Origin of the sequence: Ancylobacter terrae (assembly GCF_045108345.1) — a bacterium.
In the GTDB taxonomy this organism is placed as follows: domain Bacteria; phylum Pseudomonadota; class Alphaproteobacteria; order Rhizobiales; family Xanthobacteraceae; genus Ancylobacter.
In genome coordinates this window covers 1,858,392-1,880,636 of the sequence record NZ_JBJGXH010000001.1, presented here as the reverse complement: position 1 = coordinate 1,880,636, position 22,245 = coordinate 1,858,392, and the positions used below count along the sequence as shown (strand labels likewise).

At 68.9% G+C, this 22,245-nt stretch carries 18 protein-coding genes; 16 read left to right on the top strand and 2 right to left on the bottom strand.

Translation table 11 applies throughout. The features are described 5' to 3' along the window. Positions 1-130 precede the first annotated feature (130 nt). The gene (locus ACEUEL_RS08950; RefSeq protein WP_405706671.1) at positions 131-1,483 is read right to left on the bottom strand and encodes an esterase-like activity of phytase family protein; all 1,353 of its coding nucleotides are present in this window, start codon (positions 1,481-1,483) and stop codon (positions 131-133) included. Positions 1,484-1,640: 157 nt separating this feature from the next. Between ACEUEL_RS08950 and recJ the strand changes: the two genes are divergently transcribed. From recJ to ACEUEL_RS08900, 10 genes are all read left to right on the top strand, one after another. Then, positions 1,641-3,440 (top strand): single-stranded-DNA-specific exonuclease RecJ, encoded by a 1,800-nt coding sequence (gene recJ / locus ACEUEL_RS08945; RefSeq protein WP_405704072.1) that lies wholly within the window; start codon positions 1,641-1,643, stop codon positions 3,438-3,440. Between the two features lie 230 nt (positions 3,441-3,670). Next, on the top strand, positions 3,671-4,933 hold the full coding sequence (locus ACEUEL_RS08940) for a TIGR03862 family flavoprotein (RefSeq protein ID WP_405704070.1): 1,263 nt from the start codon (positions 3,671-3,673) through the stop codon (positions 4,931-4,933). A 108-nt stretch (positions 4,934-5,041) separates the two neighbouring features. After that, the gene (locus tag ACEUEL_RS08935; RefSeq protein WP_405704069.1) at positions 5,042-6,877 is read left to right on the top strand and encodes a potassium/proton antiporter; all 1,836 of its coding nucleotides are present in this window, start codon (positions 5,042-5,044) and stop codon (positions 6,875-6,877) included. A gap of 340 nt (positions 6,878-7,217) precedes the next feature. Then, the gene (locus ACEUEL_RS08930; protein WP_405704068.1) at positions 7,218-7,496 is read left to right on the top strand and encodes a hypothetical protein; all 279 of its coding nucleotides are present in this window, start codon (positions 7,218-7,220) and stop codon (positions 7,494-7,496) included. A gap of 281 nt (positions 7,497-7,777) precedes the next feature. Then, on the top strand, positions 7,778-9,064 hold the full coding sequence (locus tag ACEUEL_RS08925; RefSeq protein WP_405704066.1) for an imelysin family protein: 1,287 nt from the start codon (positions 7,778-7,780) through the stop codon (positions 9,062-9,064). Between the two features lie 11 nt (positions 9,065-9,075). Next, complete coding sequence (locus tag ACEUEL_RS08920) at positions 9,076-10,536, top strand: multicopper oxidase family protein (RefSeq protein ID WP_405704065.1); 1,461 nt, start codon at positions 9,076-9,078, stop codon at positions 10,534-10,536. A gap of 1 nt (position 10,537) precedes the next feature. Continuing rightward, on the top strand, positions 10,538-11,761 hold the full coding sequence (locus ACEUEL_RS08915) for a di-heme oxidoredictase family protein (protein WP_405704063.1): 1,224 nt from the start codon (positions 10,538-10,540) through the stop codon (positions 11,759-11,761). 25 nt (positions 11,762-11,786) lie between these two features. Further along, entirely contained in the window at positions 11,787-12,905 is a 1,119-nt protein-coding gene (locus tag ACEUEL_RS08910; RefSeq protein WP_405704062.1) for an imelysin family protein, read from the top strand. A 15-nt stretch (positions 12,906-12,920) separates the two neighbouring features. Further along, positions 12,921-14,030, top strand: a complete 1,110-nt coding sequence (locus ACEUEL_RS08905; RefSeq protein ID WP_405704060.1) for a DUF1513 domain-containing protein — start codon at positions 12,921-12,923, stop codon at positions 14,028-14,030. Positions 14,031-14,342: 312 nt separating this feature from the next. Beyond that, positions 14,343-15,173 carry an outer membrane protein gene (locus tag ACEUEL_RS08900; RefSeq protein ID WP_405704059.1) on the top strand — a complete coding sequence of 277 codons (831 nt, stop codon included), beginning with the start codon at positions 14,343-14,345 and terminating at the stop codon, positions 15,171-15,173. A 324-nt stretch (positions 15,174-15,497) separates the two neighbouring features. Here ACEUEL_RS08900 and ACEUEL_RS08895 read toward each other — a convergent pair whose 3' ends face one another. Continuing rightward, positions 15,498-17,312, bottom strand: coding sequence for a methanol/ethanol family PQQ-dependent dehydrogenase (locus ACEUEL_RS08895; RefSeq protein WP_405704058.1), 1,815 nt, complete (start codon positions 17,310-17,312; stop codon positions 15,498-15,500). A 329-nt stretch (positions 17,313-17,641) separates the two neighbouring features. On the opposite strand from ACEUEL_RS08895, the gene ACEUEL_RS08890 reads away from it, so the two are divergent. The 6 genes from ACEUEL_RS08890 to nuoE all read left to right on the top strand — a co-directional run bounded on the left by ACEUEL_RS08890 (position 17,642) and on the right by nuoE (position 22,245). Next, complete coding sequence (locus tag ACEUEL_RS08890) at positions 17,642-17,926, top strand: hypothetical protein (protein ID WP_405704057.1); 285 nt, start codon at positions 17,642-17,644, stop codon at positions 17,924-17,926. A 343-nt stretch (positions 17,927-18,269) separates the two neighbouring features. Further along, a complete protein-coding gene (locus ACEUEL_RS08885; RefSeq protein WP_405706668.1) occupies positions 18,270-18,635 on the top strand; it encodes an NADH-quinone oxidoreductase subunit A in 366 nt (121 codons plus the stop codon). After that, complete coding sequence (locus ACEUEL_RS08880; protein ID WP_405704055.1) at positions 18,626-19,207, top strand: NuoB/complex I 20 kDa subunit family protein; 582 nt, start codon at positions 18,626-18,628, stop codon at positions 19,205-19,207. Before ACEUEL_RS08885 ends, ACEUEL_RS08880 begins: the two co-directional genes overlap by 10 nt. A gap of 66 nt (positions 19,208-19,273) precedes the next feature. Next, positions 19,274-19,888 carry an NADH-quinone oxidoreductase subunit C gene (locus ACEUEL_RS08875; RefSeq protein WP_405704054.1) on the top strand — a complete coding sequence of 205 codons (615 nt, stop codon included), beginning with the start codon at positions 19,274-19,276 and terminating at the stop codon, positions 19,886-19,888. Between the two features lie 14 nt (positions 19,889-19,902). Next, the gene (locus ACEUEL_RS08870; RefSeq protein ID WP_405704052.1) at positions 19,903-21,102 is read left to right on the top strand and encodes an NADH-quinone oxidoreductase subunit D; all 1,200 of its coding nucleotides are present in this window, start codon (positions 19,903-19,905) and stop codon (positions 21,100-21,102) included. Between the two features lie 36 nt (positions 21,103-21,138). Then, positions 21,139-22,245: an NADH-quinone oxidoreductase subunit NuoE gene (gene nuoE / locus ACEUEL_RS08865; protein WP_405704051.1), complete on the top strand. Its 1,107-nt coding sequence runs from the start codon at positions 21,139-21,141 to the stop codon at positions 22,243-22,245.

Genomic DNA, 22,245 nt, shown 5'->3' with positions numbered 1-22,245 from the left:
CCGATGCGCGGTCGACGCATCGGGCCGGCATATTACGCCTTCGGACGCCAGTCCGCACCCCGCCCTGAAACGGCAAAGGGGCAACCGTCTCCGGCCGCCCCTTGCCCGTGCGATGCGATGTTTCCGGTCTTCACTTCGCCTTCAGGAACTCGCCCACCTCGAGCAGGATCAGCTCGTTGTCGTCGGCCCTGTTCGGCTCGCGGCTCGACGAGAAGGGCAGGTTGTTGTCGTTGCCGACCACGATGTGGGTGCCGTCGACGACATCGACATTCTCGATGGTGAAGAACGGGAAGGTCAGCACGCCGTCATTGAGCGGCTTGCGCGCGAGGCTGGAAGGGTCGGCGATCCTCATCAGGTCGATATGGCCGATCTTGCGCACCGGGCCGCCGACGTTGGCGTCGGTCAGCTCGATCTTATAGACGCGCTTGAATTTGGCGAGGTCGTGGAAGCAGTCGGGACGGCGCTGGCCCTCGGTGCACGCCTTGTCGGCGGTGCCCTCGCCATTGTCGCGCTCGATGATGAGCCCTGTCGTGCCGTCGATCATGTTGAAATCGCCGATGGCGTTGCCGTTTTGCTCCAGCACGTACTGCCAGGAACGGCCGGTCCACCTGTTGCCGGCGACGTCATATTCGAGGATCTGCAGGTATTCCTTCCCATCCGCGGTCTTCTGCCAATCCTTCTTCGCCGCGTCCCAGAGCGGGCCTTCGAGCAGCGGGTAGAGGAACTTGCCGTCCTTCGAGGCGGCCATGCCCTCGAAGCCCTTGGAGCGGCGGGCGTTGAACTCGGCGGTCGCGCTCGGCGTGGCGGGGGAGGCGACGCCATAGTGGTCGGGCGAGCGCACCGGCATCTCGCCGGCCACCGTCTCGATCACCGCGAGCACCTTGCCGGTCTTGTCGGCGCGGATCAGGTAGGGGCCGAACTCCTCGCCGATCCAGATGTCGTCGCCGATGATCTGGAAGCTCTCGGGGTCGAAATCGGCGCCGGTCAGATAGCGCTTGTCGGTCCCCTCGTGGACGATGCGGAACGGCACCTTCTTGTCCGGGTCGGTGAGGAACACGGTCTCGAGCCGCTCGAACGCGCCGCTCTTCCAGTCGATTCGGTAGCGGTTGAGGTAGAGCGCCGAATCCGGGCTGTTCGCCTTCGCGCCCATGCCGTTGTCGGTGAGGATCCAGAACGACCCGTCCGGCATCACCTTGATGCCGGAATGGCCCTGCAGCGGCTGGCCCTTGAACGGCACCGAGAGGCCCGTTGGCCGGCCCCCCGACTTGCCCTCGACCGAGCCGACGGCATCGACGCGCTTGGCCGTCGTGAACTTGCCGGAGGTCTTGAGGTCCGCGGGCGCGTCGGCGGGCATCTCGATGAAGCTGGCGGCGGGCAGCACGGCATGGCCGGCCAGCGTCGCGGGATAGGCCTGGTCGGCCCGGGCGCCGGAGGCGGCGGCGAGGACGGCGAGCGCGGTGGCCGCCAGCAGGGAAGCGCGGATCATGGGGTCTCCTCGGGTCGGATGACCGGCGACGGGGCCGGTGGCCGGCCCGATGTGACGGTTTCCCGTGTAGCTGTCGTAACGGAATGGTGACGCGGCGATGACGCGGTGCAGCGCCGGACTCGACTCCCGCCCTGTCGCCCGGCTTGATCGCGGCATGAGCACGAATCGACCCTTCCTCGGCGTCGAGCTGTCGGCGACCGGCCGGCGCTGGCGCGAGCGGCTGGATCCGCGCGCCGGGCAGGTGAGCATGGCCATGGTCCAGCGCCACGGCGTGCCCGAACTGCTAGCGCGGGTTCTGGCCGGGCGGGGCGTCGGCATCGACGAGGTCGAGGCTTTCCTCGATCCCACCGTGCGCCGCCTGCTGCCCGATCCCGACACGCTCACCGGCATGGTGCCGACCGTGGAGCGTCTCACCGACGCGGTGATGCGGGGCGAGAGTGTCGCGGTGTTCGGCGACTATGACGTCGATGGCGCCACCGCGACGGCGCTGCTGGTCGAGGTGCTGCGCGCGGGCGGGCTCGACCCGCTGTTCCACATCCCGGACCGGATCTTCGAGGGCTACGGCCCCAACATCCCCGCCATCGAGGCGCTGGCCGGACGCGGCGCGCGGTTGCTGGTCACCGTCGACTGCGGCACGGCGAGCTTCGAGCCCTTTGCCCGCGCCCGCGACCTCGGCCTCGACGTGGTGGTGATCGACCATCACCAGACCGGCGAGACGCTTCCCGACGTGGCCGGGCTGGTGAACCCTAATCGTGCCGACGATCTCTCCGGCCTCGGGCACCTGTGCGCCGCCGGCCTCGTCTTCGTCGTCGCCGTCGGCCTCGTGCGCGAACTGCGCCGGCGCGGCTGGTGGAGCGCGGCGCGGCCGGAGCCGGATCTTCTGGCGGCGCTCGATCTGGTCGCGCTGGGCACCGTGGCCGACGTGGTGCCGCTCGCCGGCCTCAACCGGGCCTTCGTGACCAAGGGACTGATCGCCATGCGCCGGCGCGAGCGGCCCGGGCTGACGGCGCTGATGGACGTCGCCCGGCTGTCGGGGCCGCCCAAGGCCTGGCATCTCGGTTTCCTGCTGGGCCCCCGCATCAACGCCGGCGGGCGGATCGGCAACGCGACGCTGGGCGCGCGGCTGCTGCTGACGCGCGATCCGGTGGAGGCCGGGGCCATCGCCGCTGAACTCGACCGGCTCAACACCGAGCGGCGGGCGGTGGAGCAGGCCATCCTCGCCGAAGCCGAGGCCGAGGCGGAAGCCGCGATGGGGCGGACCGGGGAGGGGGCGATCGTGATCGCCAGCGGTCAGGGCTGGCATCCGGGCGTGGTGGGGCTGGTGGCCGCCCGGCTCAAGGAGAAATTCGGTCGGCCGGCGCTCGCCATCGCCTTCACCGGCGAGATCGGCACGGGCTCGGCGCGCTCCATTCCCGGTGTCGATATCGGCAAGGTGGTGCGCAGCGCGGCGGAGCACGGGCTGATCGCCCGCGGCGGCGGGCACGCCATGGCCGCCGGCCTCACGCTGGGCCGCGACCGGCTCGGCGCGCTGCGCGCCTATCTCGAAGCCGAGCTCGCCGATGCCGTCTTCGATGCGCGCGCGGTCGACGAACTGGCGCTCGACGGCGCGCTGGGGGCGGGGGCGGCGACCGCCGAGCTCGTCGAGATGGTCGAGCGGGCGGGGCCCTATGGCGCGGGGAACCCGCAGCCGACCTTCGCCTTTCCCGCCCATCGCCTCGTCCATGCCGAGGCGGGGGCGGCGGATACGGTGCGGGTGCGGCTGCGCGCGGCGGACGGATCGACGATCTCCGGCGTCGCCTTCCGCGCCGCGCAGGGGCCGCTGGGTCACGCCCTGCTCGGCGCGCGCGGACGGCTCGTCCATGTGGCCGGGCAGATCGAGATCGACAGCTGGCAGGGTCGCAATCAGGTGAACCTGCGCGTCGCCGATGTCGCTGATGCCGAAAAAATAATGTAAGTCAGTAATTTACGAGGATTTTCCGACTCTTTTTGCGAGCGTGCCGTCGCGGCTGAATCCCCGCCTCAACAGGCGGAATCGCGCTCCCACCGGGGCGCGCCAAGTCGCGGAAACGACTCGCGAACTTGACCTCCGGCGCCCCGCCCCGCATGTCGGGGCGGCCACGAACGCGTGTGAACCGGCCGGCACCAGCACGGCCGGCCCGACCGCTTGAATCAGGATGGAAACAGGTGCCGGCATCCCCCGACACAGACTCGGCAATTCCCTCCATCGCCATCATCGGTGCCGGCCCGGCTGGGCTGGTCGCGGCGCTGGTGCTGGCCGAGGCCGGCTGCGCCGTCGACGTCTATGACCGCATGGCCTCGCCGGCCCGCAAGTTCCTGCTCGCCGGGCGCGGCGGGCTGAACCTCACCCACTCCGAGCCGCGCGCGGCGTTCCTCGCCCGCTATCGCGAGGCGGCCGGATGGCTCGCCCCGATGCTCGACGCTTACCCGCCTTCCCGGCTGTGCGCGCTCGCTGCCGAACTCGGCGAGCCGACCTTCGTCGGCTCCAGCGGGCGGGTGTTCCCGAAGGGCTTCAAAGCGTCGCCGATGCTGCGGGCGTGGCTCGCAAGGCTCGCGGCTCTCGGCGTCCGCTTCCACGGACGGCATGACTGGCGGGGCTGGGCGGCAGACGGCGCCCTGCAATTCGCGACCGTCGCGGGGCAGGTCGAGCGCCGCCCCGACGCGACGCTCCTCGCACTGGGCGGCGCGAGCTGGCCGCGCCTCGGTTCCGACGGCGGCTGGGTCGACGCGTTGCGCGCGGCCGGCGTGCCGGTCGCGGCGCTCAGGCCGGCGAATTGTGGCGTGACCATCGGCTGGTCCGACATCTTCCGCACGCGCTTCGCGGGCGAGCCGGTGAAGCCCGTCGTGCTCGAACACGGGGGCGAGCGCGTGCGCGGCGAGGTCATGGTGACCGAGCGCGGGCTGGAGGGCGGCGCCATCTACGCGCTGTCGGCGCCGTTGCGCGAGGCGGTGGTGCGCGAGGGCCGTGCCGAACTCACGCTCGATCTGCGCCCGGACCTTGCCGAGGAGGCGCTGGCGGCCCGCCTCGCAAAGCCGAGGGGGAAGGGGTCCCTCGCCAACCATCTGCGCAAGGCCGGCGGCCTCTCGCCCGTCGCGATCAGCCTGCTGCGGGAGGGCGAGACTCCGCTGCCGCATGAGGCCCCCGCACTCGCCGCCCGCATCAAGCGGCTGAGATTGCGCGTGACCGCGATGGCGCCGATCGAACGCGCCATCTCGACCGCAGGCGGCGTCACCCGGGAGGCGGTGGGGAACGACCTCATGCTGCGGGCACGCCCGGAAGTCTTCGTCGCCGGCGAGATGCTGGATTGGGAGGCGCCGACCGGGGGGTACCTGCTCCAGGCCTGTCTTGCGAGCGGGCACGCCGCGGCGCTCGGCATTCTGGAGCGAACGGGCCGCCCGCTGCCGCCACCGTGGACGGGCGGCTGGTAGCCGGCGGCCGGAGGCGCGGATTTCCTTAACCGTGTGCCGCCGTTTTGCCGAAGCGCCCGGGAAACGCGCCTGTGAGGCTCGAATTCTCGACCGGGACACGGCATCCTGATGCCGGGCAATCGGCGGGCGATCGGCGGCATGGAGATCATCACTCTCACCAACATCTTCCTGCTGGCCGCCGCCGCGCTGATGGTGGTGGGCATCTTCTCCAGCCTCGTCGCCTCCCGCTTCGGCGCTCCATTGCTGCTGGTCTTTCTGGTGATCGGCATGCTGGCCGGCGAGGACGGGCCCGGCCAGATCCACTTCAGCGACTACCGCGCGACCTATCTGGTGGGGTCCGTGGCGCTCGCCATCATCCTGTTCGACGGCGGGCTGCGCACGCGCCTGTCGAGCTTCCGCGGCACGCTGGGGCCGGCGGTGCTGCTGTCGACGGTGGGCGTGGTGATCACCGCCGCGCTGGTCGGCGTGGTGGCGATGCTGGTGCTGGGGCTTCCGCTGCTCGAAGGGCTGCTGGTGGGAGCGGTGGTCGCCTCCACCGACGCGGCTGCCGTGTTCTTCCTGCTGAAGTCCGGCGGCCTGCAACTGAAGAAGCGCGTCGGCTCCCTGCTCGAGATCGAATCGGCGACGAACGATCCGGCCGCCATCTTCCTGTCCGTCCTTCTGGTCGAACTGATCGCGCAGGGCCACGGCGGGCTCGGCTGGGACGTGCTGCTGGCGCTGGGCCAGCAGGCGCTGATCGGATCGGCGGTCGGCGTCGCCGGCGGTCTCGGCCTCGCGCTGCTGCTCAACCGCTTCGACCTGCCGAGCGGGCTGCACCCGCTTCTCGCGGTGGGGGCGGCGCTGGTCATCTTCGGGCTGGCGGCGGTGGCGGACGGCTCGGGCTTCCTCGCCGTCTATCTGGCCGGCCTCGTGCTCGGCAACCGGCCGGTGCGGGCCATCGCCTCGATCACCAGCTTCCACGATGCCGCGACATGGCTCTGCCAGCTGGTGATGTTCGTCATGCTCGGCCTGCTGGTCACGCCGAGCAAGGTGCTCGACTACGCGCTGCCGGCGCTGGTCATCGCCGTATTCCTGATCGCCGTCGGCCGGCCGGTGGCGGTGTGGCTGTGCCTCGCGCCCTTCGGCTTCCGCTCCTCCGAGAAGCTCTACGTCTCCTGGGTCGGCCTGCGCGGGGCGGTGTCGATCTTCCTGGCCACCATCCCGACGCTGGCGGGAGTGGCGAGCGCGGAGGTGTTCTTCAACGTCGCCTTCACGGTGGTGATCGTCTCGCTCGTCGTTCAGGGCTGGACCTTGACCTGGGCCGCACGCAAGACCGGCGTCGCGCTCGCCGAGGCCTCCCATGAGGTGCGGCGCTTCGAGATCGATCTGCCCGGCCAGCTGGATTACGAACTCGTCGCCTATCCGGTGATGGCCGGCAGCCCTGTGCTCGGCCACGGCACGCTGCCGGGCTGGGCGCAGATGCTGCTGGTGGTGCGCGAGGGGGCGATATTGAGCGCCGAGCAGGCCGGCCAGCCTCGCCCGGGCGACTATGCCTATGTCCTCGCGCCGCCCGAGCGGGTGGGGCGGCTCGACCGCCTCTTCGTGCCGGGAGAGAACGCGCCGGACGTGGAGCTTGCCGCCGCCTTCCCGTTCAAGGGCGATATCCGCATCGGCGTGATCGCCGACCTGTACGGCCTCACCATTGCCGCCCACGAGCGGGACATGACCATCGCCGAAGTGTTCGCCGAGCGCTTCGACGATCGCCCGGCCGTCGGCAATCGGGTGCATCTGGGGCCGGTGGCGCTGGTCGCCCGTGCCGTCGAGGACGAACGGGTCGGCCTTGCCGGGTTGATCTTCGAGGATCACGAGGATGGCCGCGATCGCCATATCCTCAACGGCGCCGCGCTCGCACGGCTGCTGGCGCCGCGCCATATGGCACGCAAGCGCGCCCGGCGGCGGGCGTGAGGTCAGCGCACGTCATGAAGAAAAGCGCGGGGCGACGTCGTGAGGGAGCGCGAGTCGTCGCCCCGCGCAACCCGCGAGACCCAGCCGGGATGAAGGGCTCGCGAAGCGGCGGCGGGTCCATGGTTCGGACCCTGTCGAGATATTGCTGGAATTTCTAAGGATGATAGGCCGAGCGGGCAAGAATTATCTTCATTGATTATTATAATTCTAAATAATTCAAGATGAATACTTCGGGGTGGTCCGGCGCCTTCCACCGGGCTCGATGGTCGGGCCGGTCTCACCTTTGCCGCGTTGGTGGCATCATGCTCCGGACCTGATCTTCGATGCGGGAGGCTAACCGTTGGCACGGCTCTTTTTCAGGCGCGAACCGCGGGCACCGGACGCGGCAGCCGAACTCGCCGACAAGGCGAGGGCTCTGCTCGGCGTCGGTGCGGAGGCGACCGTGTCGATCAGCGAGATTTCCTGCGGCGACCCGGCCTGCGGCGGCGCCGAGACGGTGATTCTGGTCATGCGACCCGGCCGGCGCACCGAAGCGGCGAAGGTGCTCATGCCGCTGGCGGCGGTCACCGAGGCGGACCTCGCCGCGGCGCTGGCGCCGTTGATCGAGGTGGCGGACTGAGCGCGCGGCAGCGGCCCCAGCCGTGCCGGCGCTGGCGAATCTAAGTGACGTAACGTAAGATATTGCTTGGGTGCCGCTAGACGAGGCTTCACCCTGTTGCCGTGCAGATAAGAAAAATTCCAATGTTGGCGCCCCGTGCCGATATTGTCATGGCATTGGCGATCGACCCTTTAAGTACACTAATTCCAATCTTCTCGCCTCATCTTGCGACGGCGGTTTCGCGTGGCGTAGGAGTGCCGGCACTCGTCCGCTCTGTCCGGGCGCCCTCCCAGGAGACATCCATGCGAGCATTCTCTCTGTTCGCCGCCGTGGCGCTGGGCGCCGCCCTCGTGGCCGGTCCCGCCGTCGCTGAAACGCCCGCCGCCGCGCCGAAGCCGCGCGACATCCTCGTGACCTACGCCAACATCGCCGAGGCGATGTACGGCGACAGCCTGAAGACGGCGAAGGATCTGCAGGGCGCCGTCGGGACGCTGATCGCGACGCCCACGGCCGAGAATCTCGACAAGGCGAGAGCCGCCTGGAAAGCCGCGCGCGTGCCCTACCAGCAGAGCGAGGGCTTCCGCTTCGGCAATCCGATCGTCGACGACTGGGAGGGCAAGGTGAACGCCTGGCCGCTCGACGAGGGGCTGATCGACTATGTCGACAAGAGCTACGGCACCACTTCGGACGAGAACCCGCTCTACACCGCCAACGTGATCGCCAACACCAAGATCCGCGTCGGCAAGAAGACCATCGACGCCACCAAGATCACGCCGAAGCTGCTGGAGAGCCTGCAGGAGGCCGGCGGTGTCGAATCGAACGTCGCGACCGGCTACCACGCCATCGAGTTCCTGCTCTGGGGCCAGGACCTGAACGGCACCGGCCCGGGCGCCGGCAACCGCCCGGCCACCGACTACGACACCAAGAACTGCACCGGCGGCAATTGCGAGCGCCGCGCCGCCTATCTGAAGGCCGCGACCGACCTGCTCGTCAGCGACCTTCAGGAGATGGCGACGGCGTGGGGCGCCAAGGGCAAGGCGCGCAAGGCGCTGCTGGCGAAGAAGGACAATGCCGGCCTCGGGGTCATCCTCACCGGCCTCGGCTCGCTGTCTTATGGCGAACTCGCGGGCGAGCGCACCAAGCTCGGCCTCATCCTCCACGATCCGGAGGAGGAGCACGACTGCTTCTCGGACAACACCCACAACTCGCATTATTATGACGAGGCGGGCATGACCGCGATCTATTACGGCAAGTACACCCGCGTCGACGGCTCGGTGGTCGAGGGGCCTTCGGTCGCCGCGCTCGCCAGTGCCAAGGCGCCGGAAGCCGCCAAGGTCGCCGACGAGAAGTTCGCCGCCGCGCTTGCCGCCGCCAAGGCGGTGAAGGACGAGGCGGATGCCGGCAAGCAGGCCTATGACCAGATGATCGGCGAGGGCAATGTCGAGGGCAACAAGCTGGTGCAGAACCTGGTCGACGGCCTCGTCGCGCAGACCCGCGCCATCGAGGGCGTGGTCGCCGCGCTGAAGCTGAAGATCAAGGTCGAGGGCTCCGACAGCCTCGACGATCCCGACAAGGTGCAGGCGGAGTGATGACGGGCGCGATGCTCTCGCGTCGCGCTCTGCTCGCGGGCGGCGCGGCCCTTGCCGCGTCGTCCCTCGCGCCGTCCGTCGCCGGCTTCGCCAGGGGCGACGCGGCGGCACGCCGGCTTTCCGATCCCTCGGCGGGTCGCCGGCTGACCCTCTCGGCCGGCGAGATGGAACTGAACCTGCTCGGCGAGGGGCGCCCGGCGACGCGCATCCTCGCCTATGACGGCGAGCCCTTCCGCCTGATCCGGGCGAAGCGCGGCGAGCGGCTCGACGTCGAGTTCAGCAACGGCCTCGACGAGGGCTCCACCGTGCACTGGCACGGCATAAGGCTGCCGATCGAATTCGACGGCGTGCCGACGCTGACCCAGCCGCTGGTGCCGCCGGGCGGCAGCTTCGCCTATCGCGTGCCGCTCGATGACCCCGGCACCTTCTTCTTCCATCCCCATTGCGACGAGACCGGGCAGGCGGGCAAGGGGCTCGCCGGCATCCTCATCGTCGACGATCCGCGCGATCCCGAATTCGACGCCGAGCACATCTTCTGCCTGAAGGACTGGCGGCTGGCGGAGGACGGCACCTTCCTCGCCATGTCCGAGCCGGACGGCGCCGCCAAGGCCGGCACCTACGGCGCGACCCGCACCGTGAACGGCAAGCCCTCGCTCACGCTCGAAGCGCCCGCCAACGGCGATGTCCGGCTGCGCATCCTGAACGTCGATTCCACCCGGATCATGGACATCTCGGTCGAGGGCGCCGATGCCGCGCTCATCGCCGTCGACGGCCATGCCTTGATCCCGATCCATCTCGACGACCTGCCGGATGGCGTCTGGCGCATGGGGCCGGCCCAGCGCATCGACCTGCACCTGCGCATGCCCGCGGCAGGCGGCGAGGTGCGCGTCGGCGACTATCGCAGCGCCGACATCTATCACTTCGCGACGCTGAAAGCGGCCGCCTCGCCCTTGAAGAAGCGCCCGTTCCGCGCGCTGGCGCTGCCGGCGGCGCAGCTGCCGCGCCCGGATGTGAAGCGGGCGCAGCGCTATTCGTTCACGCTGCAGCAGGCGACCGACGCGGCGATCGCGCAGGCGGGATTGCCGCCGGACGACCCGCTCGCCAAAGCGCTGCTCGACAGCCTGTGCGTCGGCGCCGCCACCTATTGGGCGATCAACCAGGAAGCCTGGCCGACCGGCGCGCGTCGCGCCGTGCCGCCCCCGCTCGCCCGCATGAGCGAGGGCAAAAGCTACCGCGTCGAGATCCGCAACGGCACCCGCTTCGCTCATCCCGTGCACCTGCACGGCCACGCCTTCGAGGTGATCGCCTCGGGCAATTCCCGCCTGCCGCGCCATTTCTGCGACACGGTGCTGGTCGGCTCCGGCGAGGCGGTCGAGATCGCCTTCGTCGCGGCGCCGGGAGACTGGGTGTTCCACTGCCACATACTGGAGCATATGGAGACCGGTATGATGGGCTATTTCCGGGTCACCTGAGATGGCGCGGGCTCTCCTTGTCGCGGCTTTCGTTGTGGCGGCCCTTGCCGGCGCGGTGCCCTCTCACGCCGACGATGCCGGCCTCGACGTCGCCATCGGCAAGGCGCTGTTCAAGCGCGCCTGGGTGCCGGCGCCGAGCTCGACCCGCGCCAATGACGGGCTGGGCCCGCTCTATGATGCGCGCTCCTGCGCCGCCTGCCACCCGGGCGCCGGGCGCGGCGCAACAGCGCTCGATGCGCAGGGGCGGCCGGAGGGTCTCGGGCTCGTGCTGTCTCTGATCCGCGCCGACGGACTCCCCGATCCCACCTATGGCCACCGCCTCGAGACCATGACGCTGCCCGGCGTGCCGGGGGAGGGAGCGATCCTCGTCGACGTCTCCGCCGCCGGCGCCCGCGTCCCCCGCATCGAATCCCCCGGCTATGGCGCGCTCGACGCCGCCACGCATCTGTCGCTGCGCGCGGCTCCCGACCTGCGCGGGCGCGGGCTGCTGGAGCGGGTGGATGATGCCGCCATCCTCGCGCTCGAAGATCCCGACGATCGCGACGACGATGGCATCCGGGGCCGCGCCCGCCGGCTCGCGACGCCGGAGGGCGGCTCGGCGATCGGCCGTTTCGGCTGGAAGGCGAGCCACGCGACGCTGGAGGGCCAGACCTCCGAGGCTTTTGCGCTCGACCTCGGCCTGTCGACGCCGCTGGGCCCCGAGCCGTGGGGCGACTGCACGGAAATCCAGACGGCCTGCCGCAACGCCCCGCACGGACGGGAGAACGAAGGCGAGAGCGAGATCGGCGGCGCCATCGTCGCCCGCCTCGTCGCCTATCTGCGCGACCTGCCGGTGCCGCCACCCGCGGAGGCGAAAGCGGACCCGCGCGGCGCCGCGCTGTTCGCGTCCCTAGGCTGCGCGGCGTGCCATCGCCCAGGCCTGCCGCTCCGGGACGGCGGGACGGCGCGCCTGTTCACCGACGTGCTGCTGCACGACATGGGCGAGGGGCTCGCCGACCCGGTCGGCGTGCCGGGTGTCGGCGCGCGCGACTGGCGCACCGCGCCGCTCGCCGGCCTTTCCGCCGCGCTCGCCGCCGGGGGAGGCCTGCTGCATGATGGCCGCGCCGCCACGATTCCCGATGCCGTGCGCTGGCACGGCGGCGAGGCCGCCGGCGCGCGGACCCGTTTCGAGGCTTTGTCCGAGCGCGACCGGCGCGTGCTGGTGGACTATGTCGCCACCCGCTGACGGTGGCCAAGGCGAGGGTTGAGGCATGTGGCGTTCCCTGGTCGCGCTCGTCGTGGCGCTCACCGCCCAGATCGGCCAGTCGCTGCCGGTGCTCGCCGGTGCGGCGGCATTGCTGACGCAGGTGCTGTCGAGCCGCCTCGCGCATGCCGACGCGGTGAAGGCGCCCGACATCGTCGCGGACTGGCTGCTGCCGCGCTATGCCGCGCTCGACGAGGCCGCGCGTGCCCAACTCGCCGCCTGGAACGCCTTCTGCAAGGCCCCCTCGCGCGAGGGGCTGGTGGAGTTGAAGACGCGCTTTGCTGCCGTTTCCGATGCGTGGGCGGCGGTCGAGTTCATCACCTTCGGCCCGGTGGTGCTGTCGCTGCGCGCGGACCGCTTCAACCTGTTCCCCGAGCGCCGCAACGCGGTGGCCCGCTCCCTCGCCGAGCTGATCGCCGACCCCACCGAGGAGCGCCTCGCGCCGGAACGATTCGCACGTCTTAGCGCCGCGGTGCAGGGCCTGCCGGCGCTGGAGCGCCTGCTGTATGACGACGGCGCCGACGCCGCGCTCGTCTCCGGCGCCGAGTCCGGACGGCGCTGCGCGATCGGCCGGGCGGTCGCCGGCAATCTCGCCGAGATCGCCGGCGGCATCCGCAGCGGCTGGGGCGACCGCAACAGTGGCCTGTTGGCACAGCTCGAGGCCGGCAAGCCGGACCCGGTCTTCTTCCCCGATCCAAACGCGCTATTGAGCCAGATCGTGACCGATCTCGCCGGCGCCTATCAGCGCGTCGTCGACCAGCGCCTGCTCGTCGTTCTGGGCAAGAGTGCCGAGGATGCCAAGCCCGCGCTCGCCGACCGCCGTCGCAGCGGGCGCTCGCGCGAGACCGTGCTCGCGGTGGTCGCCAGCGCGCAAGCGCTCTCGGAGCGCCTGGCGCAGGGGCTCGACGCAAAATCCCGCGCCACCGTCGACAAGGCCGGGCAGGCCTCGCTGGCCGCGGTGGAGCGCCTGCCGGCGGATGTCGGCGCCGCGGCGACCGATGCGCGCGGACGCAAATCCATCGAGGCTGCGGTCACCGCGCTGAAGGCGGCGCAGAAGACGGTGGCGGAGCCGCTGGCCTCCGGCCTCGGCGTGCCGCTCGGCTTCAACGCGCTCGACGGCGACTGACGCGGGAGGGACGAGATGGCTGCCTTGGAGACCTCGCGCCGCGTGCTGTTCACCCGCCTCGGGGGGCTGGCACTTGCCTCGCGTAGCCTCCTCGGCCTCGCTCATGCCCGCGACCATGAAGGCGATGCCGAGTGGCTGGCGACGGCGGCGGTTCCCGGCGGGTTTGCGCCGGTGATGATGGGCCGCGACGCGGCGCCGACGCTCGTGTCGGCCGGTGCCCAGCGCCTCCACTGGGTGGAGCCGAGCCCGGACGGGCGCACGGCGGTCGCGGTCGCGCGCCGGCCGGGCACCACCGCCGTGCGGTTCGACCGGCGAGTCGGCACGGTGCTCGCGAGCTTCGAGCCCGGTGCCGGGCGCGTCTTTTCCGGCCATGGCCGTTTCGTCGCGGATGGGCGCCGCTTCCTTGCCGTCGAGATCGACGGCGCCAGCGGGCAGGGGACGGTGACGCTCCGCGATGTCGGTGACGGCTTTTCCATCGTGGCGGAGTGGCCGTCGTCCGGCATCGGTCCCCATGACCTGTTGCCGGCCGGCGATGCCCTGGTGGTGGCCAATGGCGGGATCGAGCCGCACACGCCGGAGGCGATCGGCGCCGACATCGCCGGTGCCAGCGTCGCGCTACTCGATCCGCGCAGCGGGCAGACGCGCGCGCTTGCCGCTCTCGACGCCGATCTCGCCTCGCTGTCCCTGCGCCACCTCGCGGGCGCGGCGGACGGCTCGGTGGTCGTGGCGGCGCAGGACCTGCTCGCCGACGGAATCGCGCGCCCGCTGGTCCATCGCCTCACGCCGGAGGGACGCCTGCAGCCCTTCGATGCGCCGGACGAGGCCTGGCGCGGTTTCCGCAGCTATATCGGTTCGGTCTCGTTCGATGTGTCGGGCGCCTATGTCGCCGCCGCCAGCCCGCGCGGCAATCGCGTGGGGGTGTGGGCGCGGGACGGGCGGTTCCTCGGCGCCGTGCCGCTCGTCGACGGTTGTGGCCTCGCGCCCACCCGCGAGGCGGGCCGCTTCCTCGCGACCAGCGGTCTCGGCGAGGTGATCGTGATCGGTGCGGCCGAGGAGGGTGTCGGCGTCGTCACCCGCCGGAGCGGCGGCCCGCGCTATGACAACCACGCCGCCCGAATCGCCTGACACGAATCATTTGAGTGCAAAGTAACGTCGGCGGCGGTCCCAAGCATCGGCTCCGGGCCCGGTTCCTTTCTGCTTGGTTAACATTTGAGCGGCTGGCGATACCGCCGCGGCATCTGCGGGTAATTAGTTGCCTCATTCCGCAGCAGCGGCCGTCAGATCGTGGGTGGGTGTGACCCAAATACACTAGCAACCGGGGCGGGAGGCGCATAGCTTCGAGCTAATCAAGTCTGGGGGACTGCCATGAAGAAGTTGCTGCTTGCGTCTGTCGCGTTTGGGGTTTCGATTGCGGCCGGGTCCGCTTTCGCGGCCGATATGTCCTACCCGGTCAAGGCTCCCCCGGTGGTGGTTGCCCCGGCGTTTACCTGGACCGGCTTCTACATCGGCGCCAACGTCGGCTACGGCTGGGGTGAAGTCGGCGACTCCGGCAAGTGGCAGAAGTACCTCGACTGGTACTATGACTACGACTGCAATTGCGAAGTGCCGACGGTGAAGGCTGCGGCGAGCGATTATTACGGCTATTATGTCTACGACTACGGCTTCAATGGCACCGGCAAGCAGGAGCCGGATGGCTGGTTCGGCGGCGCCCAGATCGGCTACAACTATCAGTTCAGCAACAATGTGGTGCTCGGTTTCGAAGCGGACGTTCAGTTCGCCGACATGAAGGACAGCGCCACCTACTGGGCTGACGAGTATTTCGTGCCGTACGGTGGCGGCGAGATGGCCGCTCTCGACGCGGCGGGCTACTACACCGGCTACTCCGAGTACGGCCTGATCAACACCAAGATCGAGACCTTCGGTACGGTCCGCGCCCGCCTCGGTTATGCCTTCGACCGGTTCCTCCCCTATGTCACGGGCGGTCTGGCCTGGGCGAACGTGAAGGTCAACGAGGCCGTCACCTTCACCTATGACGACGTGGCTTACGGCTCGGCGGCCTTCTCGGCCAGCGACACGCTGTGGGGCTGGACCTTGGGCGGTGGTGTGGAATACGCGCTCACCGACAACTGGACGGTCAAGGTCGAATATCTCTATGCCGACCTCGGCAGCATCGACTACCACCCGAACTACGACGTGTATGAGAACTGGCGCGGCGATTTCGACGTGACGATGCAGACCCTGAAGTTCGGTGTGAACTACAAGTTCTGATCCTCCTGCAGACCTGAAGCAAAGGCCGGAGACAATCGTCTCCGGCCTTTTTCTGTTGGGAGCGCTGCCGGCCGGCGTGGGCGATGCTGCGCCACGAGCTGTTTCGCGCGACCCGATCAGGTGGCGGGTTGCAGGCGGTGATGCCGGCCCCGCCATCGTCGCGCCGGCGCTTATGCGGCTCCGCCGCCGAACGAGCGGGCAGGGAAGCGGATGCTCCTTCGTGCGCACCGAGGCCTAGTGGCGCCGTGGCATGCGGGCGAGATGCCATTGCAGGGCACGCTTGCCAACGCGCCCGGGGCACCGCGCGGAGCGCGTGCGCTGGGATCAGCGCTCGGGCAGCGCGAAGACGGTGAGCTGGCCGCCGAGTGCGGTGTACTGGTCGAGCGCGGCGTAGGCGTCCTGCGCCCCGGAGCCGGCATTGGGATCGGTCAATCCCGCGGCGAGCCCGATTCCCGCCCAGCCGCCGACGCCGGACAGCACGGCGATATATTGCCGGCCCCGATGCCGGTAGGTCGTCACATTGCCGACGATGCCCGATGGCGTCTTGAAACGGTAGAGTTCCTGGCCGGTGGCCGCGTCCACCGCCTTCAAATAGCCCTCGAGCGTGCCGTAGAAGACGAGCCCGCCCGCGGTCGCCAGCACGCCGGACCATACCGAAAAACGCTCCGGCACCGACCACAACGCCCGGCCGCCGCGAATGTCCCAGGCGATCAGGCTGCCGGTCCGGCCGTCGCCGCCCGGTGCCGGATACATGTTCAGCGTCGCGCCGACATAGGGTTGGCCCGCGACGTAGTCGACATGGAACGGCTCGTAATCCATGCAGAGATGGCTGGCCGGCACGTAGAAGAGCTCGGTTGCGGGCGAGAACGCCGACGGCTGCTGATTCTTGCTGCCGAGCGCGGCCGGGCAGATGCCCTTATAGGTGACGTCCTCGCCCTCCGCCTCGGTGCTGTAGGCGGGATCGCGGATCGGCCGGCCATAGGCCGGGCTTGCCGGATTCAGATCGACGCCCTTGGCCCAGTTGACGGACGGATCGAACTTGGTCGCCCGCAGCAGAAGGCCCGTGGCGCGGTTCAGCGTGTAGGCAAAGCCGTTCCGGTCGAAATGGGTGAGCAGTGGGGTCGACGACCCGTCGATGAGCTGGTCGGTGAGAATCGTCTCGTTGACGCCGTCGAAGTCCCATTCGTCGTGCGGCGTCATCTGATAGACCCAGCGCGCGACGCCGGTATCGGCGTCCCGGGCGAACAGCGTGTCCGACCATTTGTTGTCGCCCGGCCGCTGCGAGGGGTTCCACGTCGCCGGATTGGCGCTGCCGTAATAGATCAGGTTGAGCTTCGGGTCGTAAGCGAACCAGCCCCAGGTGGCACCGCCGCCGATCTTCCACTGCTCGCCCTGCCAGCTTTTCAGCGACGAATCGCGACCGACCGGGCGGCCGAGTTCGGTCGTCGCGTCCGGATCGATGCGCATCTCGCTGTCCGGCCCGGTCGAATAGGCGCGCCAGGCCAGCGTGCCGTCCGCGATGTTGTAGGCGGAGATGTGCCCGCGCACCCCGAACTCCGCGCCCGCGATGCCGACGATCAGCTTGTCCTTCACCGGCATGACGGTTGCCGTGTTCGATTCGCCCTTCTTCGGATCGCCATTGGCGACCCGCCAGCGGACCGTGCCCGTTTTCGCATCCAGCGCGACGATCGTCGTGTCGGCCTGATGCAGGAAGATCATGCCCTGCGCGTAGGCCAGCCCGCGATTGACCAGATCGCAGCACATGATGGCCGCGACGTCGGCGTCCTGGCGTGGGAGATATCGCCACAGGATGCGCTCCTCGTGGTCGAGATCGAGGGCATAGACCGCATTCGGGAAGGGCGTGTGGACATAGAGGATGTTGTCGACGATGAGCGGCGCCCCCTCATGCCCGCGCAGCGCACCGGTCGAGAACGTCCACGCCACCTGGAGCCGGGCGACATTTGCGGTGCTGATCTCGGAGAGGGGCGAGAAGCGGGTATTGGCGTAGTCGACGGTCTGCAGCACCTGCTGGCCGGGGTCGGCGAGGCGACGGGCGAGGTCGTCGTCGGCTCTCGACGCGCTCGCGCCGGCGGCGACGATCGCCAAAGCGAGCACTGTGATCCGCGGGGCCATGGCCATTCGACCTTCCTGTTCGGGCGCAGGCGCGTCGGCTGAACGGCGCCGCGGCCGGATCCTATGCGCTCGGCCGCCCGGATTGAACCGACACCGCAGGGTCGCCGCCGCGCCCGATCGCGGTAGCGGCAGGGCGATCACATCGCCTCGATCACCGATCTTGCCAATGGAACGCGTTGGCGTCCGGTTCGTTTGAGAAACAGCCAAGACACCGAAGGATGGACGCGAGCCATGGCGAAGTGCTCAATCGGTACCTTGTCAAAGACGTGACTGGAATATGCCACCATCTCAACGGCGGGTGAGCGAAAATCAGCATTTGAATACGGAGGTTCATGATGGAAAAGAGAATCAGTATTGCTCTTGCCGGGGCGTTGCTGGTCGGAAGTCTGGGCGCCGCCGCCCAGGCCCAGACGATCGTGCACGAGGTGACGCCATCGGGCGAGGTGATCCGTTCCTATCCCCAGAGCCAGTACGTCGCACCCTATGAACCGCGCGGCTATACGCCCTACGTGGAGGAACGGCCCGTCGTGCCGCCGGATGTGTTCATGGACATGAACCGCACCGTCCCGTCAGCCGACACGCTGCCACAGTGGATGCGCCAGCAGGAGCGCTACGACTAGCGGTCGGGCGGCTGGGCCGCACAGGTCTTCCGTGAACACAGGCTTGCTTTGAACATTACGCCGCCGGGATCCCGTCAGGGGATTCCCGGCGGTTTTCGTATGGGGCCGGATCGTGCCCCGTCGCCGGACGGCGCGCTGTCCGGAGGCATCGGGGCGGTCCGGGGCGGATCGTCAGGCGACAACGCGTAAAAAGTTATGAATATTGTATGCCAGAATGCGATCCATACTTTTTCCTACCCTTGCCTCGCCTAGTGCGGTGCGATAAGCCTGCCTCGTCGCTTTGAACATTTCGCAACTGCGGATGGGTGCACATGGCGAACCAGCTTTCCGGAGACGCATGGCGATGAGCAGCCTGCTGCACGATTATCTTCCGGTCGTGATCTTCATCGCCGTGGCGCTGGTGATCAGCATCGCGCTTCTGGTGTCGCCCTTCCTTCTGGCCTTCAGCCGGCCCGATCCGGAGAAGATGTCGGCCTATGAATGCGGCTTCAATGCGTTCGACGATGCCCGCATGACGTTTGATGTCCGCTTCTATCTCGTCTCAATCCTCTTCATCATTTTCGACCTCGAAGTGGCCTTCCTGTTCCCGTGGGCGATCACGTTCGGGGAGCTCGGCAGCTTCGGCTTCTGGTCGATGATGATCTTCCTCGGCGTGCTGACGGTCGGCTTCGTCTATGAGTGGAACAAGGGAGCGCTCGAATGGGATTGAGTGCCGGCACCGGCCCCGCCGTCGCCCCCGCGCCCCGGGGAATCATCGATCCGCGCACCGGCAAGCCGGTGGGCGCGGATGATCCGTTCTTCCTCGAGGTCAATGCGGAACTCGCTGACAAGGGCTTCCTCGTCACGGCCACCGACGACCTCATCAACTGGGCGCGCACCGGCTCGCTGATGTGGATGACCTTCGGCCTCGCCTGCTGCGCGGTCGAGATGATGCAGACCTCGATGCCGCGCTACGATGTCGAGCGGTTCGGCTTTGCCCCGCGGGCCTCGCCGCGCCAGTCCGACGTGATGATCGTCGCCGGCACGCTGACCAACAAGATGGCGCCCGCGCTCCGCAAGGTCTACGACCAGATGCCGGAGCCGCGCTACGTGATCTCCATGGGCAGCTGCGCCAATGGCGGCGGCTACTACCACTATTCCTATTCCGTCGTGCGCGGCTGCGACCGCATCGTGCCGGTGGACATCTACATTCCCGGCTGTCCTCCCACCGCGGAAGCGCTCCTCTACGGCGTGCTGCTGTTGCAGAAGAAGATTCGCCGGACCGGCACGATCGAACGCTGACGCGGTCCGCCCGAAAGGGCAGGGGGCGCAGACCAAGAGCTCGGGAAAACAGGTTCGGGAACGGACATGGACGAGACACTGACGGAGCTGGGCGCGCACATCAGGGCAGCGCTCCCCGATGCCGTGGAAGAGGTCACCCTCGCCTATGGCGAGCTGACCGTGACCGCGGCGGCGTCGCAGGTCATCAAGGTGTTGACCTTCCTGCGCGACGACCCGTCCTGCCGGTTCGTTGGCTTCATCGACATTTGCGGCGTCGACTGGCCGAAGCGCGAGATGCGCTTCGACGTGGTCTACCACCTGCTGTCGCCCACGCTGAATGCCCGCATCCGGGTCAAGGTGGAGACCGACGAGACGACGCCGGTGGCCTCGGCGACCCCGGTCTTTCCGGGGGCCTTCTGGTTCGAGCGCGAAGCCTACGACATGTACGGCATTCTGTTCTCGGGTCACCCCGAGCTGCGCCGGCTCCTCACCGACTACGGCTTCGACGGCCACCCGCTGCGCAAGGACTTCCCGACCACCGGCTTCGTCGAGGTGCGCTATGACGACGAGCGCAAGCGCGTGGTCTACGAGCCCGTGAAGCTCGCGCAGGAGTTCCGCAACTTCGACTTCCTGTCGCCGTGGGAGGGGCCCGACTACGTGCTCCCCGGGGATGAGAAGGCAACCGCCCCGAAGGCGGGCTGAGGCGAGGAGATCCCATGAACGCGGTGACCCCGGCCGATCCCAACGTCCGCAACTTCCAGATCAATTTCGGGCCGCAGCATCCGGCCGCCCATGGCGTGCTGCGCCTCGTGCTCGAACTCGACGGCGAGATCGTCGAGCGGGTCGATCCGCATATCGGCTTGCTCCATCGCGGCACCGAGAAGCTGATCGAGGCCAAGACCTACCTTCAGGCCGTGCCCTATTTCGACCGGCTCGACTATGTCGCGCCGATGAACCAGGAGCACGCCTTCTGCCTCGGCGTCGAGCGCCTGCTCGGCGTCGATGTCCCCAAGCGCGGCCAGCTCATCCGCGTACTCTATTCCGAGATCGGCCGCATTCTCTCGCACCTTCTCAACGTGACCACGCAGGCCATGGACTGCGGCGCGCTCACCCCCCCGCTCTGGGGCTTCGAGGAGCGCGAGAAGCTGATGGTGTTCTACGAGCGCGCCTCGGGAAGCCGGATGCACGCCGCCTATTTCCGCCCCGGCGGCGTCCACCAGGACCTGCCGACCGCGCTGGTCGAGGACATCCTCGCCTGGATCGACCCGTTCCTGAAGGTGTGCGACGACCTTGAGGGCCTGCTCACCGACAACCGCATCTTCAAGCAGCGCAATGTCGATATCGGCATCGTCAGCCTCGAGGACGCGTGGGCGTGGGGCTTCTCCGGCGTGATGGTGCGCGGCTCCGGCGCGGCGTGGGACCTGCGCAAGGCGCAGCCCTACGAGTGCTATGCCGAGATGGATTTCGATATTCCGATCGGCAAGAACTGCGACAATTACGACCGCTATTGCATCCGCATGGAGGAGATGCGCCAGTCCGCCTCCATCATGCGCCAGTGCTGCCAGCGCCTGCTCAAGGAAGCCGGGCCGGTCTCCGCGGTCGACAACAAGATCGTGCCGCCCAAGCGCGGCGAGATGAAGCGCTCGATGGAGTCGCTCATCCACCACTTCAAGCTCTATACCGAGGGCTTCCACGTGCCCGCCGGCGAGGTCTACGCCGCCGTCGAGGCGCCCAAGGGCGAGTTCGGCGTCTATCTCGTCGCCGACGGCACCAACAAGCCCTATCGCTGCAAGATCCGCGCGCCCGGCTTCGCGCATCTGCAGGCGATGGATTTCCTCTGCCGCGGCTACATGCTCGCGGATATCTCGGCGATCCTCGGGTCGCTCGACATCGTGTTCGGAGAGGTGGACCGCTGAGCGGTTCGCCAAGCGGTTCGATCGGAAGGGTGCTCAATGTCCGTCCGCAGGCTCGCGCCTAAGGAAGTCCAGCCCGAGAGCTTCGCCTTCACGGCGGAGAATCAGGACTGGGCGCAGCAGACCATCGCGAAATACCCCGCCGGCCGGCAGGCCAGTGCGGTGATTCCGCTGCTCATGCGCGCGCAGGAGCAGGCCGGCGGCTGGCTGTCCGAGCCCGCCATGCGCGTGGTCGGCGACATGCTCGGCATGGCTCCCATCCGCGTCTACGAGATCGCGACGTTCTACACCCAGTTCCAGCTCAACCCGGTCGGCTCGCGCGCCCACGTCCAGGTCTGCGGCACCACGCCCTGCATGCTGATGGGGGCGGGTGCGCTGATCGAGGTGTGCAAGCGCAAGATCCATCACGACCCCTTCCATCTCTCCGCCGACGGCACGCTGTCGTGGGAAGAGGTGGAGTGCGCCGGCGCCTGCGTGAACGCGCCGATGGCGCAGGTGTTCAAGGATGTCTACGAGGATCTCACCCCCGAGCAGTTCGAGGTGATTATCGACGCGCTCGCCCGTGGCGAGACGCCGAAGACCGGCCCGCAGAACGGGCGTCGCTCCTCCGAGCCGGTGACGGGCCCGAAGACGCTGACCGCGCCGGAACTGTTCGACGGCTCGATGGTCGGCACCGGCGCCGGGCTGGCCGCCGCGCGCGAGGCGCTCGCCGCCCGCGCCAATGGCGAGACCGTTCCCACGCCGCCGCCCGCGGCCGCGCCTTCCGCGCCGCCGGCCCCGCCCAAGAGCGATCCGGCACCCGCCAAGGAGCCTGTCGCCGAGGCCGTGAAGGCTGCCGGCGCCGCCGATTCCGAGAAGGTTCCCGATGCCTTCAAGCCCGCGCCGATCGACGCCGCGCGCGAAGGCAAGGCCGATGACCTCAAGCTGATCTGGGGCGTCGGCCCCAAGATCGAGGGGCTGCTCAACCGGCTGGGCGTCTACCATTTCGACCAGATCGCCGCCTGGTCGCGGGACAACCTCAAATGGATCGACCAGAACCTCGAGGGTTTCCCCGGCCGCGCCTCGCGCGACAAGTGGATCGAGCAGGCTGCGAAGCTGAAGACCGGTTGGCGTCCGTCGGATCCCGACGGCGAAAAGCCGAACTGA